Origin of the sequence: Myroides sp. N17-2 (assembly GCF_002286775.1) — a bacterium.
Taxonomy (GTDB): Bacteria; Bacteroidota; Bacteroidia; order Flavobacteriales; family Flavobacteriaceae; genus Flavobacterium.
In genome coordinates, this window is the sequence record NZ_NSGJ01000027.1 from 42,966 (window position 1) to 64,084 (window position 21,119).

Annotated in this window: 15 protein-coding genes; 11 read left to right on the forward strand and 4 right to left on the reverse strand. The window is 35.5% G+C overall.

Features of this window, described 5'->3' with window-relative positions:
* Window positions 1-52 precede the first annotated feature (52 nt).
* The gene (locus CF599_RS12115) at window positions 53-412 is read right to left on the reverse strand and encodes a helix-turn-helix domain-containing protein (protein ID WP_121966305.1); all 360 of its coding nucleotides are present in this window, start codon (window positions 410-412) and stop codon (window positions 53-55) included.
* Window positions 413-500: 88 nt separating this feature from the next.
* Here CF599_RS12115 and CF599_RS12120 point away from each other — a divergent pair, with 88 nt between their 5' ends.
* Entirely contained in the window at window positions 501-1,880 is a 1,380-nt protein-coding gene (locus CF599_RS12120) for an MFS transporter (RefSeq protein WP_121966280.1), read from the forward strand.
* 23 nt (window positions 1,881-1,903) lie between these two features.
* On the opposite strand, the gene CF599_RS12125 is transcribed toward CF599_RS12120, so the two are convergent.
* The gene (locus tag CF599_RS12125; protein ID WP_121966281.1) at window positions 1,904-2,515 is read right to left on the reverse strand and encodes a DJ-1/PfpI family protein; all 612 of its coding nucleotides are present in this window, start codon (window positions 2,513-2,515) and stop codon (window positions 1,904-1,906) included.
* A 91-nt stretch (window positions 2,516-2,606) separates the two neighbouring features.
* Window positions 2,607-3,611, reverse strand: coding sequence for a GlxA family transcriptional regulator (locus CF599_RS12130; RefSeq protein ID WP_121966282.1), 1,005 nt, complete (start codon window positions 3,609-3,611; stop codon window positions 2,607-2,609).
* A gap of 270 nt (window positions 3,612-3,881) precedes the next feature.
* Between CF599_RS12130 and CF599_RS12135 the strand changes: the two genes are divergently transcribed.
* The 10 genes from CF599_RS12135 to CF599_RS12180 all read left to right on the forward strand — a co-directional run bounded on the left by CF599_RS12135 (window position 3,882) and on the right by CF599_RS12180 (window position 19,933).
* Window positions 3,882-6,710 (forward strand): TonB-dependent receptor plug domain-containing protein, encoded by a 2,829-nt coding sequence (locus CF599_RS12135; RefSeq protein WP_121966283.1) that lies wholly within the window; start codon window positions 3,882-3,884, stop codon window positions 6,708-6,710.
* Between the two features lie 13 nt (window positions 6,711-6,723).
* Window positions 6,724-7,944 (forward strand): DUF4876 domain-containing protein, encoded by a 1,221-nt coding sequence (locus tag CF599_RS12140; protein WP_121966284.1) that lies wholly within the window; start codon window positions 6,724-6,726, stop codon window positions 7,942-7,944.
* A 13-nt stretch (window positions 7,945-7,957) separates the two neighbouring features.
* Window positions 7,958-9,475: a DUF6850 family outer membrane beta-barrel protein gene (locus CF599_RS12145; RefSeq protein WP_121966285.1), complete on the forward strand. Its 1,518-nt coding sequence runs from the start codon at window positions 7,958-7,960 to the stop codon at window positions 9,473-9,475.
* Between the two features lie 15 nt (window positions 9,476-9,490).
* Entirely contained in the window at window positions 9,491-10,621 is a 1,131-nt protein-coding gene (locus tag CF599_RS12150; protein WP_121966286.1) for a cytochrome-c peroxidase, read from the forward strand.
* A 304-nt stretch (window positions 10,622-10,925) separates the two neighbouring features.
* Window positions 10,926-13,658, forward strand: a complete 2,733-nt coding sequence (locus tag CF599_RS12155; RefSeq protein WP_121966287.1) for a TonB-dependent siderophore receptor — start codon at window positions 10,926-10,928, stop codon at window positions 13,656-13,658.
* A 4-nt stretch (window positions 13,659-13,662) separates the two neighbouring features.
* A complete protein-coding gene (locus CF599_RS12160; RefSeq protein WP_121966288.1) occupies window positions 13,663-14,895 on the forward strand; it encodes a DUF4876 domain-containing protein in 1,233 nt (410 codons plus the stop codon).
* A gap of 12 nt (window positions 14,896-14,907) precedes the next feature.
* Entirely contained in the window at window positions 14,908-16,437 is a 1,530-nt protein-coding gene (locus CF599_RS12165) for a DUF6850 family outer membrane beta-barrel protein (RefSeq protein ID WP_121966289.1), read from the forward strand.
* 26 nt (window positions 16,438-16,463) lie between these two features.
* Window positions 16,464-17,609: a cytochrome-c peroxidase gene (locus CF599_RS12170; RefSeq protein ID WP_121966290.1), complete on the forward strand. Its 1,146-nt coding sequence runs from the start codon at window positions 16,464-16,466 to the stop codon at window positions 17,607-17,609.
* A gap of 110 nt (window positions 17,610-17,719) precedes the next feature.
* Window positions 17,720-19,465, forward strand: a complete 1,746-nt coding sequence (locus CF599_RS12175; protein ID WP_121966291.1) for a nuclease-related domain-containing DEAD/DEAH box helicase — start codon at window positions 17,720-17,722, stop codon at window positions 19,463-19,465.
* A 33-nt stretch (window positions 19,466-19,498) separates the two neighbouring features.
* Window positions 19,499-19,933 (forward strand): FKBP-type peptidyl-prolyl cis-trans isomerase, encoded by a 435-nt coding sequence (locus CF599_RS12180; protein WP_121966292.1) that lies wholly within the window; start codon window positions 19,499-19,501, stop codon window positions 19,931-19,933.
* Window positions 19,934-20,156: 223 nt separating this feature from the next.
* Here the strand turns inward: CF599_RS12180 and CF599_RS12185 are convergent, their stop codons facing one another.
* Window positions 20,157-21,035 (reverse strand): AraC family transcriptional regulator, encoded by an 879-nt coding sequence (locus CF599_RS12185; protein WP_121966293.1) that lies wholly within the window; start codon window positions 21,033-21,035, stop codon window positions 20,157-20,159.
* Window positions 21,036-21,119 lie beyond the last annotated feature (84 nt).

Genomic DNA, 21,119 nt, shown 5'->3' on the forward strand with positions numbered 1-21,119 from the left:
ATAATAAAGGCGATTCTAATCAGTTTAGAATCGCCTTTGTTATTTTATATAACTATTTAGATTGATACCACTGTTCTAGGTCTTCGAGTATAGGCAGTAGTCGCTTGCCTTTATCAGTGAGCATATACTCTACGCGAGGGGGAACTTCTGCGTATACTTCTCTGTGTAGTAACCCATCATTCTCAAGCTCACGGAGTACAGTAGTCAGTGTTCCTTGCGCGATATTATCTAGCTCTTTCTTTAGTATTCCAAATCTCTTAGGACATTGAGACGCTATTGTTTTGATGATAGAGGTCTTCCATTTGCCTGTGATGACTTTAAGAGCAGACTGCACTTGACAGTTGTTTTCAAAATATTCTATCTTTTTTTCTGCTGTACTCAGTTCATTGTCAGCATTAGTACTGTTTTTCATACTTAGTCTGTATTTTACACCTACTTGACTGCAAGTGATATATAAAGCAATTTTGTACTGGTAAATATAAAAAACAACAGACAACATAATGCAAAATATATCTATAAATAAGAAGAAGTTCACCCTACTGCTAATCTCGATGTCAGTGTTCTTATCTGTACTCGATTTGTTTATTGTCAATGTTGCCATACCTAAGATTAGGGAGTCTATGGAGGCGAGTGTGGCAGAAGTGCAGTTTATCATTGTGTATTATGTGATAGGGTATGGGGCATTTTTGATTACTTCAAGTAAGGTGGGGATGAAGTATGGGCATAAGCGAGTATTCGTGTTATCGATGTTTAGTTTTGCGATATTCTCTCTGCTGTGTGGGATAGCACCTAATATCGCCTATCTGAATGCCTTTAGATTGTTTCAGGGAATTAGTGGTGCGTTTATGATACCGCAGGGAGTGGTACTATTGTCTTATGTGTTTACAGAGGAGCACGAGAGACGTAAGGCGTACTCTATCTATGGAGCTATAGCAGGGATATCTTCGGTATTGGGACAAATATTAGGAGGATTACTCCCGGATTTAAACATCAGTTTTGGAGCGTGGAGACTGATATTTTTGATTAATGTACCGATTGCTTTAGTGGTAGGGATTATTTCGATATACGCATTGGTAGAGATAGAACGCAAGAAGGACTTGAAGATACAGCCTTTGGCTCAGTTCGCATTAGTGGGTTTATTAGTAGCCTTAATGTATAGTCTGATAACGGGGGCAGAACACGGTTGGTCGAGTAGTTTATTGGTCTTGTTAGTTGTCGCTATTATAGGGGGAATGTTATTTGTGTGGATGCAGTGGAGAGGGTATAAAAGGAAAGTAAGTACACTACTTGACTTTAAACCCTTTAGATATGTAGCTTTCAGCGTTGCTTTAATTGCCTTGGTATTTTACTCTTTAGTTCAAGATTCCTATTTCTTTATCTACGCAAATCACTTCCAATTAAAACTAAATTACACTGCTACAGAGACAGGACTCTTATTTGCCTTTCAGGGTATAGGGTATGTATTGGCTTCTTTTTTATCCTTAAAGTTTCTGGCTAAGTATCAAGAGAAGTTTCTACTTTTCGGGTTAGGGCTGATGGTTGTTGGGTTGGGGATGCACTATTGGTTATTACGTGGAGATCAAGTACAGTTTTATCAAGTAGGGGTATTGCTGTTTGAGTATGGAGTAGGATGTGGTATTATACTGCCATCGATGTTTACATATGCGATGAGCCAGTTGCCGACTGAGATCACTTCTACTGCATCTGGATTATACCTTACTGTACAGCAACTGAGCATTGCACTTGGGGTAAGTATAGTCGGTCAATCTTATTTTGGCAGTGTAGACGGACATTTTAATTCGACTGTTTTGATGATTGTATTATTAGTATTGACAGCTTTAGTTTTTGTTATTAGCTATAAAAGGCGACTTAGTGTGTAAGTCGCCAGTGTAGTTAATGGTTGTTATCCTCTGTATTCAAATAACTGTTTGATAGTATTACCTATTTCTTCACCTAATTGTTTACTAACTAAATAAAGGGCTCCGTCTATTCCTGCAGTGATACCAGCCGTGGTTAATACTTTTTCTTGGTCTATGTATCGCACTCCTGAGATTACTTTTGCTTTTGGAGTAGCTTGAGTGAATGCCTCAATTGCCATAAAGTGTGTTGTTACTTCTAAATGGTCAAATACTGCAGTGTTGCTTAACAATAAACTCCCTGTACATACAGTGAATAACATTGCACCTTGTTGATGTTGTGCTACTATCCAATTAGTATATGTGTTTTGGAAGTTTTGATCCTGTAGATAGTTCATCACGATATCAGGATTAGCTCCTGGTAGTACGATTATATCAGGAGTAGGACAATCGTCAAAGCTGTATTGAGGCAAGATATGAGTCGTATTACTCTCTGTTTTTACCACTTCCTTAGTAGCAGATACTAGGTAGTGATTATACGCATTCGGGTGAAGTACATTAGCTTTAACGAATACATCTAATGGACCATTAAGGTCAAGAACTTCTACTTGGTCAAAGATGACAAAGGCTACATTTAGGGGTTGATTTGTTTGTTTCATTGTTTTATTATTTTGGGTTTATGCTATAGTATGGCTGTCGAAATAGTCTTCGATAGTGGTTATTTACGGGTTATATGATGTTGTTTATAGACTACTTGTTGATATCAGTAGATTGAAAAGCTGTTCTATAGTGCATAGGAGTGACCTTGACTAACTTAGTAAAGGCTTTTCGAAATACATTATCTGTGGTATAACCTACCAGATGAGCTATCTCCATAACGGGGATATCTGAGGATTCTAATAGTCGTTTAGCGTTCTCTATTCTCACACAGTCGTTAAAAGCACCTGGTGTCATACCCGATTCTTTCTTGAATACTCGTGAGAAGTTTCGCTCACTCATATTGACTAACTCTGCAAGTTCTATTATAGTAACAGACTGCTGTGCTAGACGCTCAGTGATATACAGTTTTACCTTCTTGACTAGAGGTGTAAGTTCTATATCAGCAGGAATGAGAGAGCTGTATAACTCTTGTGTATGTTGTCTTTTGAGATTAACGACCAAGTAGCGTGATACATCAGAAGCTAACGTGTGTCCACTATCTTCTTCTATAATGGCAAGTGCTAAGTCTATGCCTGAAGTTATCCCTCCTGAAGTATAGATATTCTCATCTTTAATATAAAAATGATCATAAGCTAATCGTACTGATGGGTATGTATCTTTAAAAGTTTGTGCAAATTGCCAGTGGGTAGTTGCCTTTTTATTGTTTAGTAACCCTGTCTTTCCCAATAAGAATGCCCCTATACAGATAGAACCTATACGCTGTAGTGATGGATAGATTCCCCTAATCCAGTGTAGTACTGCGGTGTCGTATTCATTGGTTAAGTCAGCTTTAGAGCCTGCTATTAGTAGTGTGTCTAAGGGGATCTCTCTGTCATAGATGGTATAGTCACAGAGTACAGATATACCTGAGCTAGTGGCTACAGTCTTTGCTGTTGTACCAGATATTAAATGTAGTTGATACGTTATAGCAGTCTTTGCAGATGAGAATGTAATTAATTGATTTGCTGTGTTAAATACATCACTCGGCCCTGCAAAGTCTAATAATTGCGTTTGGGGTAATAATAGAAAGCCGATGTGATGTATAGAGGTAGTCATTTTGTTTCCTTGTTTGTTGTAGTACAAAGATATAACGCATTGTTGTGTCTTTAATGACATATAAAGTGCTTTTTCTGCCAATGTTTAGAATAGGAAGTAATGTGTTGTGTCTTATTTATTTAGATTGATTAATTGGATTATGAAGTTTTTTGTCAGTTAAAGCGTTGTTTGACTGTTTGTTATAGTTAACTATTTAAAATACTTCTAAATAATATTGTTTAGAATGGTTTTAGATTATACATTTGCCCCATTAAACATAATCTCGTTGTGATGCTAAAACACTTTACTATTATCACACAACCAACCCAACTAACTATTATTATCTTATCGTTATTCATTCACTGCTTTAGCTATGCACAGAAGACTTCTTCTTCTATATCTATCAAAGTAGAGAATGAGTATGGACAGGCTATACCTACTGCTGTGGTAACACTAAAGAGTGATAGGGATGCCGTCTTAGAGCTAACTAATGATGCTGGGGTGGCTACCTTCAGGGTTACTCCTGATAACTATCTACTAGAGGTACAACATATCAGTTATACACTTTATACACAGAAGATAAATACACTAACGCAAAGTACATTCACTATTAGAATGAAGGCGGAGACTAATCAGTTAGAGGAAGTCATCATCTCAGCTAAGGAGGGAACTGGGCTAACGAGTAGTTCTGTGATTAATAGAAGAGCGATGCAACATCTACAGCCTTCTAGCTTCGCTGACTTGATGGAGTTAGTTCCAGGAGGTCGTTCTAAAGATCCGTACCTAAGTGGTGTAAATAAGATACAACTAAGAGAAGTAGGTCATCCTGGACTGAGTAGCTCAGGAGTAGGAAGTCGTCAATATGACACTTCTTCTCTAGGAACGCTATTCGTAGTAGATGGAGCGCAACTGAACTCTGGTGCTAACTTACAATATACTTATAACTATATCGATAATGTAGGAACTGGTCTTAACAAGAGCATTAATGTTAGTTCTGGTGTAGATATGCGTACAATCTCAACTGACCAAATAGAAAAAGTGGAAATCATCAGAGGAATACCGTCCGTAGAGTACGGTAACCTGACTTCGGGTGTAGTCAAAATCACTAAGAAGAGTGGGTATTCTAAATGGAATGCGCGCTTTAAGGCTGATGGATATAGTAAGTTATTTGCTGTAAATAAAGGTTTTGAGTCTAAGGACAGTAGCTTTAAGGTAAATGTAGGGTTAGATTATCTAAATGCTAAGCCTGAACCTCGTAATGACCTGGAGAGTTATAAGCGTATAACAGGAGCTCTTCGCTTGAGTAAAGATAAGAATCTTGACAATGGAGGATTGTTCTCTTGGGTGTCTAATCTAAGTTATACAGCGTCTATAGATGATGCAAAGTCAGATCCAGACATAGATTTGACAGGTGTGAATAAGTATAAGGTAGATAATCAGTTCTACAGCCTGAGTAATATATTTACGTATGAGAGTCGCAATGAGTCTTTCTTTAGAAGTATAGAATTACAGACGACCTTTAATCAGCGCTTCGATAAGATTAGCCAGACGAAGTTCGTACAGCTAGAAGGAGCTACAGCTCTGCCTATCTCTACTGTAGGTGGTGAATACGACGGATTCTTTCCGTCTGCAAACTACATAGGGGAGAGTACTGTAGACGGTAAGCCGTTAGATATATTTGCGAAGTTAATCAGTTCGTTTCACTATAAAGTGGCTACTGTATCTACAGATATAAAAGCGGGTATCGACTGGCAATACAGTAAGAATAACGGTAACGGACAAGTCTATGATATCTATAAACCATTAGATCCTAAGTCTAGTTATAGAAACAGAGCGTATAAAGATATACCTGCTTATGTGACTACAGCTTTATTTGCAGAGCATATATCATCTACGAAGTTTGGACAACACGGGCTGACATTAACTTTAGGGCTTAGAGGGTCTGTGATGCAAAACGTGTCAAATGAGTTCACGATGAACGGTAAGATGTATATCGATCCACGTGTGAATCTACAGTGGAGTTTGCCTTCGTTTACAGTAGCGGATAAAGAAGCAAGAGTTGATTTGACATTAGGATGGGGACAGCAGAGGTTATTCCCTGACTTAAACTTGCTTTATCCTGAGCCTTATTATAAAGATATCCAACAACTAAATTACTTCCATAGCAACCCTGAGTATCGCATAGTGAACTATAAAACAACTGTTTTTGATGCACAGAATAAAGCGTTGACACCTGCCTTAAACAATAAGTTAGAAGCAAGGTTAGATTTGAATTGGGGCTTTCATCAGCTGACTTTAACAGTTTTTAAAGAGAAGATGAGTAATGGGTTTAGGACAATGAATGACTTCGGGCTATATAACTATAAACGATATGATACTTCGGGTATAAAGCACGATGAGGTAACAAGTGTGCCGGATAGAGAGGACTTGCCTTATCAGGAGTATAACGAGAACTTCTTATATAATGTATCTCGCAACGGGAGTAGAACGGATAAGGAAGGGATAGAGTTTCAATATAGTTCAAATAGAATACCTGTGATAAATACACGTATTACGGTTAATGGAGCGTGGTTTAGAACGATGTATGATAATAGTATGCCTTCATATAAACGAGGGAAGTCTGATGCCAACGTGAACGGTAAACCTTATCCTTATTTAGGACTGTATGATACGATGGAACCAAAGAGCAAATATGAGGAGCTGAATAGCAACCTAATGTTAGATACATATATCCCTAAGTTAGATTTGCAGTTCTCTACTTCGTTTCAGTTTAACTGGTATTACTTGAGAAAAAACGAACCGCTAAACGGTATGCCTAGTCATTATGTAGACTTAGATGGTCAACTGCTTCCTTATGATGCAGAGCAGGCTAAGGGTACGTTATTAGAACAACTAGTCATTCCTCAGAATGGAAACGCTAGTAAAGCAACTAGAAAACCGATGCTTATGGATGTCAACTTAAAACTGTCAAAAAGCTTTAGAAACAAACAAATCACAGTATCTATGTTCGCTAATAAACTATTTACTTATTATGCGCCTTATGTCGTTAATGGGACTAAGGTAAACAGAAAGGGACTACAAGATCCTTACTTTGGAATGGAAATAAATTTTAATCTATAAATACTATATAAAAATGATAAAACGAATACTACAATCACTGTGTTTACTGCTAGTGGTACTTGGATTTAACGCTTGTTCATCTGATGATAATAACAATCTAAATGGCGATGAGCAGACCTTCGTGACCTTCTGGATTAACGATCCTCAAGATACTAAAATAGAAGAGATAAAGGAAATGACTATTAAGTTAGTAGAGCTAAACGCTAATACAAAGACGGAGTTAGTGTATCAAGGAGACAGAAAGATACAAAAAGCACTACCTACTGGTACATACGATATCAGTGTAGAAGGAGTGATCACACATAAAGTGAATGGTGTATTAGAAGAGAGTAAAGTGAGTAACTTTATTAAGGGTGTAGTCATATCAGGTAGAGAGATGACGAAGACTATTGACTTAGTATTTAAAGGAGCAAGTACAGGATTTGTAATCGAAGAGATATTCTTCGCAGGAACTAAAACACCTGAAGGATATCAGTATACAAGTGATCAGTACTTCAAAATAACTAATAATTCTGATGAGGTATTATATCTAGATGGGATGCTGTTCATACAGTCTAAGTTTATGACAAATGACAAACAGGATTATAAACCGAACATTATGGCAGAGGCTTTCTCAGCTGGTGTGGTATTACAGTTCCCTGGTAAAGGAAAAGAGCACGCTGTAGAACCTGGTAAGTCAGTAATCTTCGCTGAGAATGCGATAAACCACAAGGAGTTTAACAGTAATTCTATTGATTTGACTAAGGCAGACTTTCAGAATTATAGAGAAGATGTACACGATGTAGTAGGTCTTAACGCTGCTAAGATGGTGAATATCTATGATGAGTTAGTGATTAACATACAAGGGAACTATGCGTATGCATTAGTAAAATTACCTGAAGGGATGACTACTGCTAAGTTAGTAGTGGATAATCTATACGATTATGAGTACGATATGATCTTCGGAGGTGAGTCTTATCCGAATGCTGATTCTGCGATAAAAATACCTAACTCGTGGATAGTAGATGCTGTTAACTTAGGGGTAGCAGAAGAATACCAATGGATGGTAACTTCACCTTCAGTAGATATGGGATATACTTCTATCACACAGCATAAAGGGGATGAAGGACGTTATGGTAAGGGTGTGAGAAGACGTGTACTAGGTAAAAATAGCACAGGTAACAATATCTTAAAAGATACCAATAACTCGACAGTTGACTTCGAAGCAGGAGTAAGACCGTCATTATTTAAATAATAATTAGTGTAGTATGAAGCACTTTCGTTTAGTATTATGTCAATTGTTGTTGTTAAGTGGTGTATGGACTTATGGACAGCAGTCAGATTCATTAGCTATTAAGATAAAAGATAGACAGGATGTTCACTATCAGTTCACCGAGTCTATCTATGCTAATCCATCTCACTATCTGGACTATAGAAAATACAACCTTACTTCGTTTAGTATCACTAAACAATCAAGTAAGAACAAAACAACTTTAGCACAAGAAGGAAAAAATAGGGAGAACTTATACTTCAGTGCAGATGCTTATCATAGGTTAGATGAGAATAGCGCAGTGTGGGGCAGTGCATCTTATCAACAAGGTAAGCGAAAAGAGGTAAAATGGAATGAAAGTGCGGATTACGATCTTATATTTCCTTATGTGGTAGCAGATAGTATCGGTGGAGATATTAAGTATGAGAATTATTATGTGTCTGGCGGATATGTACAGCGATTAGGTAACTATAATATAGGTGTCTCTGGATATTATGACGCGAAGATGGAGTACCGCAATATAGATCCTCGCCCTAAGAATTTATCTACACGTGTAGGGGGTACACTAGGGGTAAGTAGAGACTTTAATGAGAAGGTGACTATCGGTGTGAATACAAGTATAGAGAAGTACACACAGAAGCATAAGATGAGCTTTTATAGCCCTACAGGGTTCCCTGTTATCTATGAGATGAATGGAATGGGGAACTTTAATAACTTGCTCAAAGGAAAACGCACAGAGGCATATTATGACGGATGGATGTATGGAGTGAATGTACAAGTGTATGATAGTAAAGCAAAGGATTGGTTTGTGACAGTAGGGACTAATGTATTTAGTTTTGAGAAGTTACTTCCTGATTTTTATGACTTGCAAGCTTCTAAGGCAAAAGATGTGATGTATAATTTCTCTAGTGGAAAGTTGTTTCACATTAAGGATATGCAATTAGGGGTACGTGTAGAGGGAATGATGAAGAAAAGATTAGGTACGGAGAATTTGTTTATTAATGAAAGTACAAACAACTACTTAAAGATAGGAGAGGACGAACGCTATAAGTATGAAGAGCATAAGCTACGTCTAAGTGGGGTATGGAAGTATGAGACTGCGTATAATACATATAGTGTACAGCCTTATGTGGGGATATCACAAGAGATAGAGCGCTATAAAAAGCCTTATTCGAAGACAGATATTCAGTATACTCATTTAGGAGCTGACTTACAGTGGTTACACTCATTTATGAACAAGAGCATATTATCTGTACAGTCTAGTGTATCGATGAGACAGATGAACACAGAGAAAGCAGTATTCGCTTATGGTAATAGCAATGCGATTAATCAGATGTTAGTAGATAATTATGCCCTACAGATAGCAGATTATTGGACAGGAGGAGTGAGGGTTCGTTATGATTTTAGTCTTCCGAGTGTGATAGATGTGTTTATAGGAGGAGAGTATAACTACCAACACTTTCAGAAGTACGCTAGTAATAATAGTGTAGTAATGAGTGTTGGGATTACGTTTTAAAAAGAATAGAATAAAATGAAAAGAAATATAGGTGTTATCACAGGGGCAATATTACTCTTCGTTGGGTATACTAATTTTGAGGTGAAGACTGTATCTGAGTATACAGACATTACGGATAAGTATAAACGACCTATCGAATATTGGCCAAGTCCTGAGGTTGATAAAAGTGTACAGTGGAAGGAATTTGAAGCATTATCAGTAGATACATTATATTATGAGACGCAGGACCTACCTGAGGTGGCATTAGGTAGAGCCTTGTTCTTTGATCCTAAGTTGTCAAAGTCTAATCAGATATCGTGTAGTTCTTGTCACGATCCTGAGATGGGATGGACAGATCATAGACAGGTATCATTAGGAAATGACCATCTGTTAGGAGCACGTAATACTCCTTCGTTATATAATATCGCTGAGGTAAAGTCATTCTTTTGGGATGGACGAGCTAGTAGTTTAGAAGAGCAGGCTACTGGTCCGTTATCCGCACACCACGAGATGGATACCAATGTCAAAACACTACCTGCCAAGCTGAATAAAATAAAGGACTATAAACCCTTGTTTAAAGAGGCTTTTGGGGATGAGAAGATTACGTATGAACGTATCGTAGGTGCTATAGCTACTTTTCAAAAGACTATCAGAAGTCAACCAAGTCGCTTTGATAAGTTTATACAAGGAGAATATCAGTATCTAACAGAACAAGAGATATATGGAATGCACTTGTTTAGAACTAAGGCGGGATGCATGAATTGTCACAACGGAAAGAATCTAACTGATGAATCGTTTCACAATATAGGATTGACGTATTATAAGAGAGAGTATGAGGATTTGGGTAGATATCAATATACTAAGAAGGCTGAAGATGTAGGAAAGTTTAGAACTCCTTCTCTTAGAGATTTATTAGTAACGAAACCCTGGATGCATAATGGGCTGATGGATGATCTAGAAGGTATAGTCAATCTGTATAACAGTGGTATGCATATGATAGATCCTAGCACAGAAGAGAAAGCGCTAGATTCCTTGTTTCCTGTTACTGATCCATTAATGAAACCATTAAAACTAAATGAGAAAGAGATAAAAGCAATTGTAGCTTTTTTAGAATCTATGTCAGGGAGCTATTATAAAATGGAACGTCCTGTGTTTCCAACAAAATAACGCTTATTTACTTTAAATAAATACAAAACATCTTCTTTTGATACTATTCAGAAGAAGATGTTTTTGTTTCATAGAAGTTTATGGTATATGCTTTGTGTTGTAGTGTGTTCCTTATTGATGATAATAGTGATGTTGAATTGTGTTTTTTGTGATTAAAATACAATGTATTTGTTTAAAAGCTATTTATTAGTTTATTTATATTCGTTCTTAAATGTATATATAGTATTAATTTGAATCAAATCTAAATAACTTGTGTTATTTCAGAGATGTTGACTACTTTTGTCAATTGTTAATACAGTTCTAAATGACACGCTTATCTCAAGTTCTTCTTGTTGCTTTACTATTACTATGTAGTACTCTTACATTTGCACAATCTTCTACGTTGCAGTTAAAAGTATTATTGTTAGATTCTCAAAATAAAAGCATTCAAGATGCTAGTATACAAATTACTAGTTCTAAGACTTCTCAGTTAAAAATCAGTGATGAAAAAGGTATTGTAGTTTTTGATTTAAAAGCTGATAGCTATACTGTTGAGGTATTTCACATTGGTTACGGGAATTCTAAGACAGTAGTAAATCTATTGCAAAATCAGACATTGCCAATCTACTTATCTGCTAATACGAATATTTTAGAGGAGATGATAATTACAGCAACGGAGAGCAAGGGGCTTACGTCAACTTCTGTGATAAGCCGTCAAGCGATGGAGCACTTGCAACCATCAAGTTTTGCTGATTTAATGGAATTATTGCCTGGAGGACAGGCTAAAGATCCTAAACTAACTACAGCTAATCCTGCACTAATTAGAGAGAATAATCCTGGGGAGAAATATGCAACAGGGGCATTAGGAGTACAGTTTATGGTAGATAATAATATCATAAACACGAATGCCGATATGCAAGTATCTGCCAAAGGTTTTAAAACATCACATATAGGTGTAGATATGCGTAGTCTATCTACTAATGATATAGAGAGTGTAGAGGTTATCCGTGGTATACCTACTGCTGCATATGGAGACTTGAGTTCGGGATTGATTAAGATTAATAGAAAGATAGGATACACACCACTACAGGCGAGATTTAAAGTGGATGGTTTTAGTAAACTGTACTATGTCGGAAAAGGGATAGATACGAAGACAGGGTGGAAGCTTAATGCCAGTGTTGATTTCTTAGATGCTAAAAATGACCCTACAGATATACTGCAAAATTATAAGAGGATATCTTCTTCGTTGCGTTCTGAAAAGACTTTTGTAGTAGGAGGATATGATTTGCAATGGAAAGCCAATTTTGATTATAGTGGTACGATAGATAATGATAAGTTTGATCCTGATACAGGGTATGATAGAACAGATAGTTATAAGAATAGTAGGCAGAACTTCGCTTTAGGAAATAATCTAAAACTTGACTTTAGTAAAGATGGCTTGTTTAAAAATATAACATTGAATACTTATGTGTCACAAGGAATAGAAGATATTAAAGAAACGATCTTTATACAGCAGAATGGACGTGTAGCTATTCCTGTTGGTAATGAAACAGGAGAGAATGAAGGTGTCTTTTTACCTAGTTCTTATGTAGCTACTTCTAAGACTGAAGGGCGACCTTTAAATATTAATACAAAGTTACAGTCAGACCTAGGTTTTTCTACAGGAGGAATTAAACATAATGGTGAAATAGGGATTGACTTTAGATATGCTAAGAATAATGGTAGAGGAGAGTTATTCGATCCATTATTACCCCCTACTACAGGAACGATGAGACGCCCTCGCCCTTTTAATGAAGTACCAGCTTCTCAGATATTAGCCGCTTATGTAGGTGATCGTATGGAGTATGAGTTAGGTAATCACCATCTGCAGTTATATGCTGGTTTGCGTATGTCTAAGTTACTAGGAGTAGGTAAGGCATTTAGTATTAGTGATAGAGTATTTACAGAACCTCGTATTAACTTTCAATGGGGACTCCCTAACCTAAAAATAGGGAATGAGTACTTAAAAACTGATATTACAGTAGGGTATGGAGAGCTGTATAAACAACCTACTTTAGCTGTATTATATCCACAGGACCGTTATTTTGATATGGTTCAGGTGAGTTATTTAGATCCTAAAACTGATAATGCTTATGCACAGTTCTATACCCATAGAATGTCTTTAGAGAATCACAGTCTTATAGGGGCTAAAAACACAAAGAAAGAGATTCGTCTAGACTTAGAGTATAGTAAACACAAGTTTTACATCACTTATTTTGACGAGAAAATGACTACTGGTTTTAGAGATATGACTCAGTTTATGGGATTTGAATATAAGCGTTATGAGTCTAAAGATATCGTATGGAATGATGAGTTAGGAAAACCAGATTTAGAAAACTCTCGTTGGTCAAATAGACAAGATATGATGCAGTACTCACATACAGAGAATGGAAGTAGCACACTTAAGGAAGGAATAGAGTTTGGATATTCTTCACCGCGTTTTGAGGTTATCAATACGCGTATTACGCTAAACGGAGCTTGGTTTAAAACAACGTATTCTAATAGCGCAGATATTATCTGGCGACCTGGAACTACTGTTAATGGACAACAGTTTTTGTATGCAGGTATTTATGCTGATGATAGTGGTAATAGAAGATCTTCTTTAGTTTATAATTTAGTAGTAGATACTTATCTACCAAGTTTAGATATGAACATCTCTGCTTCTTTGCAAGGGGATATTTTTAGAAGAGATTTAAATCTGAATAGGGTAGCAGCACCATACGCTTATATGGGATTAGATAATGTGGTTCATCCCTTCACAGACGAAAGTGCCAATGATCCGATATTACAGCATTTAGTAAGACCTGTTTCTAAAACAGATGGTATGGAAGATAGAAGACCATTCACCTTTAATGCAAACTTTAAAATATCTAAGAGAATTTATAAATCAGTGAAAGCGTCAATGTTCGTTAATCGTTTATTCTCACATTATTCGTCATATACATTTAATGGTGTGAAAGTTAACAGAAAGGATGCTAATGGACCATATTTCGGAATGGAGATAAACTTTAATATTTAAGACAATGAAATTAAGACATATATTTTTATACGCATTGATGGTGACAATGAGCTTATCTGTTAGTTCTTGTCTTACAGATGATAATGCTATTAACATAAACCAAAACTCTACTGTGTCAATGGCATTTAAAGTAGAGGGGATAAAGGAAATAAAAGAATTAGAAGTAGAGTTCGTTGAAGTAAATACTGGGCTAAAAATAATAGAGAAGGCTCAAGGAACTCCTTACTTTTCTGTTGCTCTTCCTATCGGTTCTTATAGAATGTCTGCTGAAGGGATAGGACTTTTAGCGGAAGGAGAAGAAGTAAGTTTAAGTAGTAAAAGCGAAATGTTAGATGTGACAGATCAAGTTGTTAATCTAAACATTACACTTTTTGTTAAACAATTAAATGAAGACTTTGTATTCGAAGAGATTTTCTTTGCAGGATTGCAAACACTTGAGCTAAAAGCATATCAAACAGGAAAGTACTTTAAATTAGTGAATAATACGGATAAAGTGCTTTATGCAGATGGTCTACTTATAGCTCAATCTGATTTCTTGACAACCAAAGACAATAAGGAAACTCCAGACGTTTTAAATGAGGCATTCGTATTGCAGTCTGTTATGATGTTGCCAGGTAGTGGTAAAGAATACCCTGTAGAGCCAGGTGACTTTATCGTGATAGCTGATAATGCACAGAATCATAACTTACCTAATGTACCTGGCGCTGATTTATCTAATGCGAACTTTGAATTCCCTATTACAGAGAACCCAAAAAACGTGCAACCAGATAATCCTAATGTACCTAACGTTAAAATGATATATAGTAAGTTGAATTTTAGTATGTTCGCTATGCACGATCGTGGACAAACAGGATATATAGTAGCTCGTTTTCCTGAAGGAGAAAATGAAGAGACTTGGTTAGCTAATTATAAGTTTGATTATAGTTATTTAACGGCAGCAGGTAAAGAACAAAAATTCGATAGATATAAGATTCCTAATAGTTGGATTATTGATGGTGTGAACGGAAGTATCCCTGACAAATTTGAACGATTAGTAACTTCTCCTTCTTTGGATAGTGGATATTCTTATTGTGCAACTTCAGAATCTGACAAAGCTAGATATGGTAAAACAATTCGAAGAAAGGTTCTAGGTCCAAATGAGCAAGGGCGTAATGTATATAAGGACACTAATAACTCTTCAGTTGATTTTGTTCCTCAGTCAGTGATGTCTTTAAAAGATGGAATACATCATAACTAAAAGATCAGTACATTGAAAAATAGATATATAAATATAATAGCGATAATTAGTGTATTGTTTTGTGCTGAGATTAATGCTCAGGATATGACAGCACCTAGTCTTTATGTTAATAGATTAGCTCAGCGCGATATGAACATCGTTTTCGGACAGGAGTTCTATGCCAATCGTGCTTTTATGACAGGATATAATTCTTCTTCTTTTTCTGAGTTAAGTATAAATCAACAGTCAAGTCGTAAGGATGCTTATCTTATACAAGACGGAGATGGCTTAGATGCTTTTAAAGTAAATACCTCGTCTTATAGAAGATTGAAAAATGATGCTGTGTTATGGGGAAGTGCTTCTTATACTACACAGAAACAGAAGAATATGAAGTGGAATGAGAATCTAGATCGACATATATTAGGACCATATGTATTGGGAGATTCGATAGGAGGGACTATGAAGCAAGAAGTTTATCAGTTCTCAGGAGGTATGGCTAAGCAGTTTGATAAATGGACTGTTGGTGGAGAGGTGAGCTATGTAGCTAAAAGCGGATATAGAGAAGTTGACCCTAGGCCAAAGAATACTACTTCAGATTTGAATGTGAGATTAGGAGTTAATTATAATGTATATAGAGATTATGAATTAGGAGTATATACTAAGTTGAATAAGTATACGCAGAATACTTCTATTAAATTCGTTAGCCTATTAGGTAAGCCCATTGCATATCATTTAACAGGATTAGGCTCTTATAATTATTACTTTAGTTCAGCTAATAATATGTCGATGATCTATGATGGATTAGGATATGATATAGGTGGTACTTTTGCAAAAAATAAAGGTAAAGACTTTTTAATACAGGCTTCCTTTGGACAGTTTGATATCAAAAAAGGATATAGTACTAACCCGTCGAAAGATATGTCTGAATTAAAGACTAAGAACTATACTTTAGGAGCTATAAAGTATGTTGATTTTGATGAACATCGTTTAGGAGCTAAGATAAATTATGTATTAAGTGAATCGAGAGGGACTGAGTCTTTTTATTCTAAAGTGGGAAAACTAGAGGAGAAGATAGCAGAGAAAGAATTGTATAAATTCATTCGAAGTGATATTTATACTAGTTTATTCTATCAATATAGTACAGAGGTTAGTCGTTTAGTAATATCTCCTTCATTTACTGTAGAACAGACTGATGAGAAGAGAAGAGATACTTTTGCTAAACAACGCTTTACATATCTTCACTATGGTTTAGAACTTGATTATATGCGACAACTTAATCAAACTAATATCGTAACAGTAACTCCTTATTTTAAAGTACGCAACCTTAAAGAAGACACCGTGAATATGGTAGATTCTTATAAAAGCCCTGCGATGACTGAGTGGACTAGGAATGATTTGGCTATTAATACTTCTAATTATCAGAGTTATGGTGTGACTGCTAGATATGATGTGAAGTTCATGAATATACCAGCTATGTTTGCTCAAATACAGTTTGAGCAGACTAAATACAATGTAAACAAAACGAATAACTATATAGGAATGTCTTTAGGGGTTACTTTCTAGATAGTTATCACTAACAATAATAAACAATGAAGAAGGTAATTATTTTATTATCTGGAGCAGTTGCTTTTGGGCTTTTTAGTTTTAGTCCTAAGTTTACTGGATTCTTAGGAAGCGACAATCCTGAGTATCAAAAAATAATCGATAGTTATAAACAACCAATTTCGCAATGGCCTAAACCGACGATAGAAGAAGGTGTAGTGTGGAGTGAAATGGCAAGTATTCAGAAGGACTCTGCTTATTTTACAGATCAGTCTAAACCGGAAGTTATTTTAGGAAGAATGTTGTTCTTTGATCCTAAGTTATCTAAGTCTAATCAGATATCGTGTAGTTCTTGTCACGATCCAGAAATGGGGTGGACAGATAGACGTATGGTTGGTTTAGGTCACGATCATTTAAAGGGGGCTCGTAATACGCCTTCTTTATATAATACAGCCGAGCGAACTTCTTATTTTTGGGATGGTCGAGCAAATACTTTAGAAGAACAAGCTACAGGTCCATTATCAGCTCATAATGAAATGGCAATGGATGTAGTAGAACTACCTGCTAAACTAAGTAAAGTGGAAGGGTATAAACCTTATTTTGAGAAAGCCTTTGGAGATAATAAGATTACTTATGAAAGAGTAGTGGGGGCAATAGCTTCTTTTCAACGTACTATCAAAAGTCAACCAAGTAGATTTGATGCTTTTATAGATGGAAAATATAAAGCGTTAAATGATCAGGAGATTTATGGAATGCACTTGTTTAGAACAAAAGCGGGATGTATGAACTGTCACAGCGGTAAATACTTAACAGATGAATCATTTCACAATATAGGATTGACTTATTATAAACGACAGTTTGAAGACTTAGGAAGATATGAAGTGACAAAAGATCCTAATGATGTAGGTAAGTTTAAGACCCCAGGATTACGTGATTTATTGAATACTAGACCTTGGATGCATAATGGACTGTTTGATAACTTAGAAGGAATTGTGAATATGTATAATAGTGGTATGCATATGATAGATCCTAAGCCTGAACAGAAAGCAAAAGATCCTATGTATCCTGTAACAGATCCTCTGATGAAACCATTAGAATTAACAAAAGAGGAGACAAAGGCTATTGTTGCTTTTCTTGAATCATTATCAGGAAGTAAGTTTAAGATGAGAAGACCAGATTTTCCAAAAGAATAGATTATAAGGAGATTGTTTCTAGTAAACAGTCTCTTTTTTTCGTTAAAAAGGATAGGTACTTGTTGAGGTAAAAGACGTAACTTAGATGTTCATCAAAAAAATGCAGTGTTATGCCTTTAAAGATTTATCCAGAATATCCTCTAGATGAGCTCGAACAACTTGTTATTAATGGTAATAAAGTACCTTATGGAGAATTTCTAATATACGGAGATATTGTAGAATCTCTATCTAATAGTCCACATAATTGGTATGTATGGTATAGCTTAAAGCTTCCTTTTCACGATAACTCTATGATTAAACGTGCTAAGGCTGATGCTGAACTAGACTTTATAATTGTCTCTAAGTTTGGTGTCATCGTTTTAGAGGTAAAAGGTGGTAATATCTTTGTTGACCAAGGACGTTTCTGTTTTAAAGATGGAAAGCGCAAAAAATGGTTAAACCAAAATCCATTCGAGCAAGTGAAGGGGTATAAGTACACCCTTATGAATAAGGTATTCCCAAACTTTAAACACGTATTATTCTGTGAAGCCGTTGGATTTCCGACAACTAAAATAGCCATAGAAAATACTATCTACGATAAGAACCTGATCTTTAGTGATTATACAAGACGCAATAAGTATAAGAATATTGAACGTTTCTTATTACACATCTATGAGTATTCTCGTGTGAAATTAGAGAAGACACACCCTATTAAGTTTAATCATTTAACGCAAGGTGAATTAGATAATATAGTGAATACTTTTAGCCCTATGATTCAAGATACAAACGTATTTGAATCAAGAGATTCTTTGGAATGGCTGAAAGAACGTAATTTAGATATCCTTTATTCTTTATCTGAGAATCCTAGGCTAATGATAGAAGGGGCGCCAGGTACAGGTAAGACGACTATGGCAATGGCTTATGGCGAGATGCAAGTAGGACGTAATGGGATGTATCTATGTTGGAACTCTCTTTTATGTGCTTATAATGCGCAGAGGTTTAAAGCTAGTAAAGTTAGGATTGACTGTATGACATTAACTCAGTTTGTTGTAAAATATCTACCTGATGTGTGTGAGAAGGACTTGTTATATTTAGATCCACAGAAGTTCGCTGATTACATTAGAGATACGATTGACTATTTAGAAGAGAATAATCAACTTCTAAATTATGATTATATGATTATAGATGAGGCTCAAGATTTGTTTGATCGTAATCTACATTTGATGATGCATAAATTATGTGGAGATCACAATGGTATGAAACAGGGTAATATTATGTTATTATATGATTTAGACCAGAGTTTCTCTTTGTTTGGACGTGATGTTTCAGATTATGCATATTTCTTAAAGGAGTATTTTACACATTTCAAATTACACAAGGTAAGACGTAGTGCTCAGAAATCTCAGATACGCCAAATTGCAGAACATATTCAGATACATCCAGAAGATTGGGAGGATGTGACAACACATAAAGCGCAGTATGATGAGATTGAGTTAAGGTCATTCCACGATCAACAGGAGATAAAAGAGGCAATGCAAGAAGTGATTCGCAGTATACATGATCCCGCATCTTCTCTAAACGCTGAGGATGTTATTGTGCTTGTACAAAGTAAAGTTTGGCAAAGACGTAATAACGTAGCAGATTTGATATTAGAACTTGGAATGGAAGAGTTGACAGTAGAGAATTTGACTTTAAAACCTGAGAAACTTCAGTATACTACAGCTGTTAAATTCAAGGGATTAGAGCGAAAAAATGTAATTCTTATAGTGGATAAACCGAATAAGCTAACACCTTATGAATGGTATGTTGGTTGTACACGTGCTATTGAGAATTTAGAAATATGGCAGTTACATACATATCAGGAACATGAGCTATAATGCTTATTTTTGTTGTTTAGAAAAATAGAATATATGAGTGTAGCAGATTTACTTAGAAAAAAGAGAGAGTTATTAGAACTAAAGAATAAAGAGGAGGGTAAAGAGTATTTAAAGAACTTTTCTGCCAAAGAAGATGTTATTACGCTAGTTTCAGGAATCGCTTATGAGATACTAAGCGTTGGAACAGGTGTTAACGCGAGCTTATCAGATAAAGTAGAGTGTCATTATCATGGTACTAATATAAGGGGTGAAGTATTTGATAGCTCTATAGAGCGTGGTTTACCTGCTGTCTTTAATTTGAGTAAGTTGATTCTTGCATACCAAGAAGTTGTACCTCTGTTACCTATGGGGACGAAGTTTAGAATGGTTACACCTCCAGAGTATGCATATAGAGATGAGAATAAAAGTAAGGAGATTGGACCCTATAGCACATTAATTTTTGAAGTAGAACTAATTTCTATTAGGTAAGAATAAAAAAAGTGCCATTATCAATACTGATAATGGCACTTAACAATAAAAAAGATTTAGGGCTACTATTCTTCATTTTTTTTGCCTGAAGATGGGCAAATGCGCCTTGCAATCATTCTAAATTGATTTCTTATTCGATAGTAAAGCTGTTGTATGTTCTAATGTAAATTTAGTACATAAATACAGTATCTGAATTAAAGAAATCAAACAATTTTAATAGCTTTTATTGATTTCTCCTGTATTGTACAGGTGTTATTAAAGTAAATTTTTTAAAAAAACTTGAAAAATATGTTGGGTACTCAAAACCTAAACAGTATCCTATTTCTGCGACACTTAAAGATGTTGATTTTAGTAATTTTTGAGATTCGATTAAGATTCTTTCTTGTATACAATCTGTTGTACACTTTCCTAATGTCTTTTTTATTGTGTGGTTTAAGTGATTTACGTGTACATTTAGTTCTTCTGCAAAGTCTTTAGGTGATTTTAGTTTTATTACTGTATTCGTTTTTGAAATTGGAAACTGTTTTTCTAATAATTCTAAAAACCTAGAGCACAATCTTTGTGGAGCATTTATATTTTGATCTACTGTAATTGAGGCATCTAATTTGTTGCTTTGATGTATAATAATCTCAATATAGTTGCGCAGTAGTTCATGCTTCTGTGCATACTTTTGACTACATTCTTCATTCATTCTTTTAAATACATAAGAGATGAAATCATCTTGTTGTGGTGTTAGTAGATAAATTGGATTCTCATGTAAGTGAGAGAGAATGCTTTTTAATAAATTGCTCTTGTACCCTAAAAAGTTATTATTAAATAAACAGTAAAAACCTTCTGGAGAATCTGATACTGGTTCAAATGTATAATGAGATACAGGATTAGAAAAGAACAATGTTGGTCCATCTAACTCTACTACTTTCGTACCATTAAAGAACTTACTCTTTGTTTTTAAGTAAGAAAGTTTGTAATAATTTCTCTTGTTATAAGGAGATGTTATTTTTGGATCCTCATCTTGTGAAAGAATTAGAAAATCTTCTCTCGGGGGATTTTTCAATTCAACAACCTTTGGCTGAACTGAAAGTTTTGATGTTGTGTTTGTCATAATGTAGGTGATTTATGTACACGTTTATAGGGGAGCTTAAAACGGTGTACAGGTTCATAGTTACGTTGTGTTTTTTAATTGGCT

Coding starts and splice junctions, on each gene's coding strand:
- CF599_RS12160 (WP_121966288.1), top strand. CDS start 13,663: ATGAAATTAAGACATATATTTTTATACGCATTGATGGTGACAATGAGC.
- CF599_RS12185 (WP_121966293.1), bottom strand. CDS start 21,035: ATGACAAACACAACATCAAAACTTTCAGTTCAGCCAAAGGTTGTTGAA.
- CF599_RS12135 (WP_121966283.1), top strand. CDS start 3,882: ATGCTAAAACACTTTACTATTATCACACAACCAACCCAACTAACTATT.
- CF599_RS12150 (WP_121966286.1), top strand. CDS start 9,491: ATGAAAAGAAATATAGGTGTTATCACAGGGGCAATATTACTCTTCGTT.
- CF599_RS12170 (WP_121966290.1), top strand. CDS start 16,464: ATGAAGAAGGTAATTATTTTATTATCTGGAGCAGTTGCTTTTGGGCTT.
- CF599_RS12130 (WP_121966282.1), bottom strand. CDS start 3,611: ATGACTACCTCTATACATCACATCGGCTTTCTATTATTACCCCAAACG.
- CF599_RS12155 (WP_121966287.1), top strand. CDS start 10,926: ATGACACGCTTATCTCAAGTTCTTCTTGTTGCTTTACTATTACTATGT.
- CF599_RS12180 (WP_121966292.1), top strand. CDS start 19,499: ATGAGTGTAGCAGATTTACTTAGAAAAAAGAGAGAGTTATTAGAACTA.
- CF599_RS12145 (WP_121966285.1), top strand. CDS start 7,958: ATGAAGCACTTTCGTTTAGTATTATGTCAATTGTTGTTGTTAAGTGGT.
- CF599_RS12140 (WP_121966284.1), top strand. CDS start 6,724: ATGATAAAACGAATACTACAATCACTGTGTTTACTGCTAGTGGTACTT.
- CF599_RS12115 (WP_121966305.1), bottom strand. CDS start 412: ATGAAAAACAGTACTAATGCTGACAATGAACTGAGTACAGCAGAAAAA.
- CF599_RS12125 (WP_121966281.1), bottom strand. CDS start 2,515: ATGAAACAAACAAATCAACCCCTAAATGTAGCCTTTGTCATCTTTGAC.
- CF599_RS12120 (WP_121966280.1), top strand. CDS start 501: ATGCAAAATATATCTATAAATAAGAAGAAGTTCACCCTACTGCTAATC.
- CF599_RS12175 (WP_121966291.1), top strand. CDS start 17,720: ATGCCTTTAAAGATTTATCCAGAATATCCTCTAGATGAGCTCGAACAA.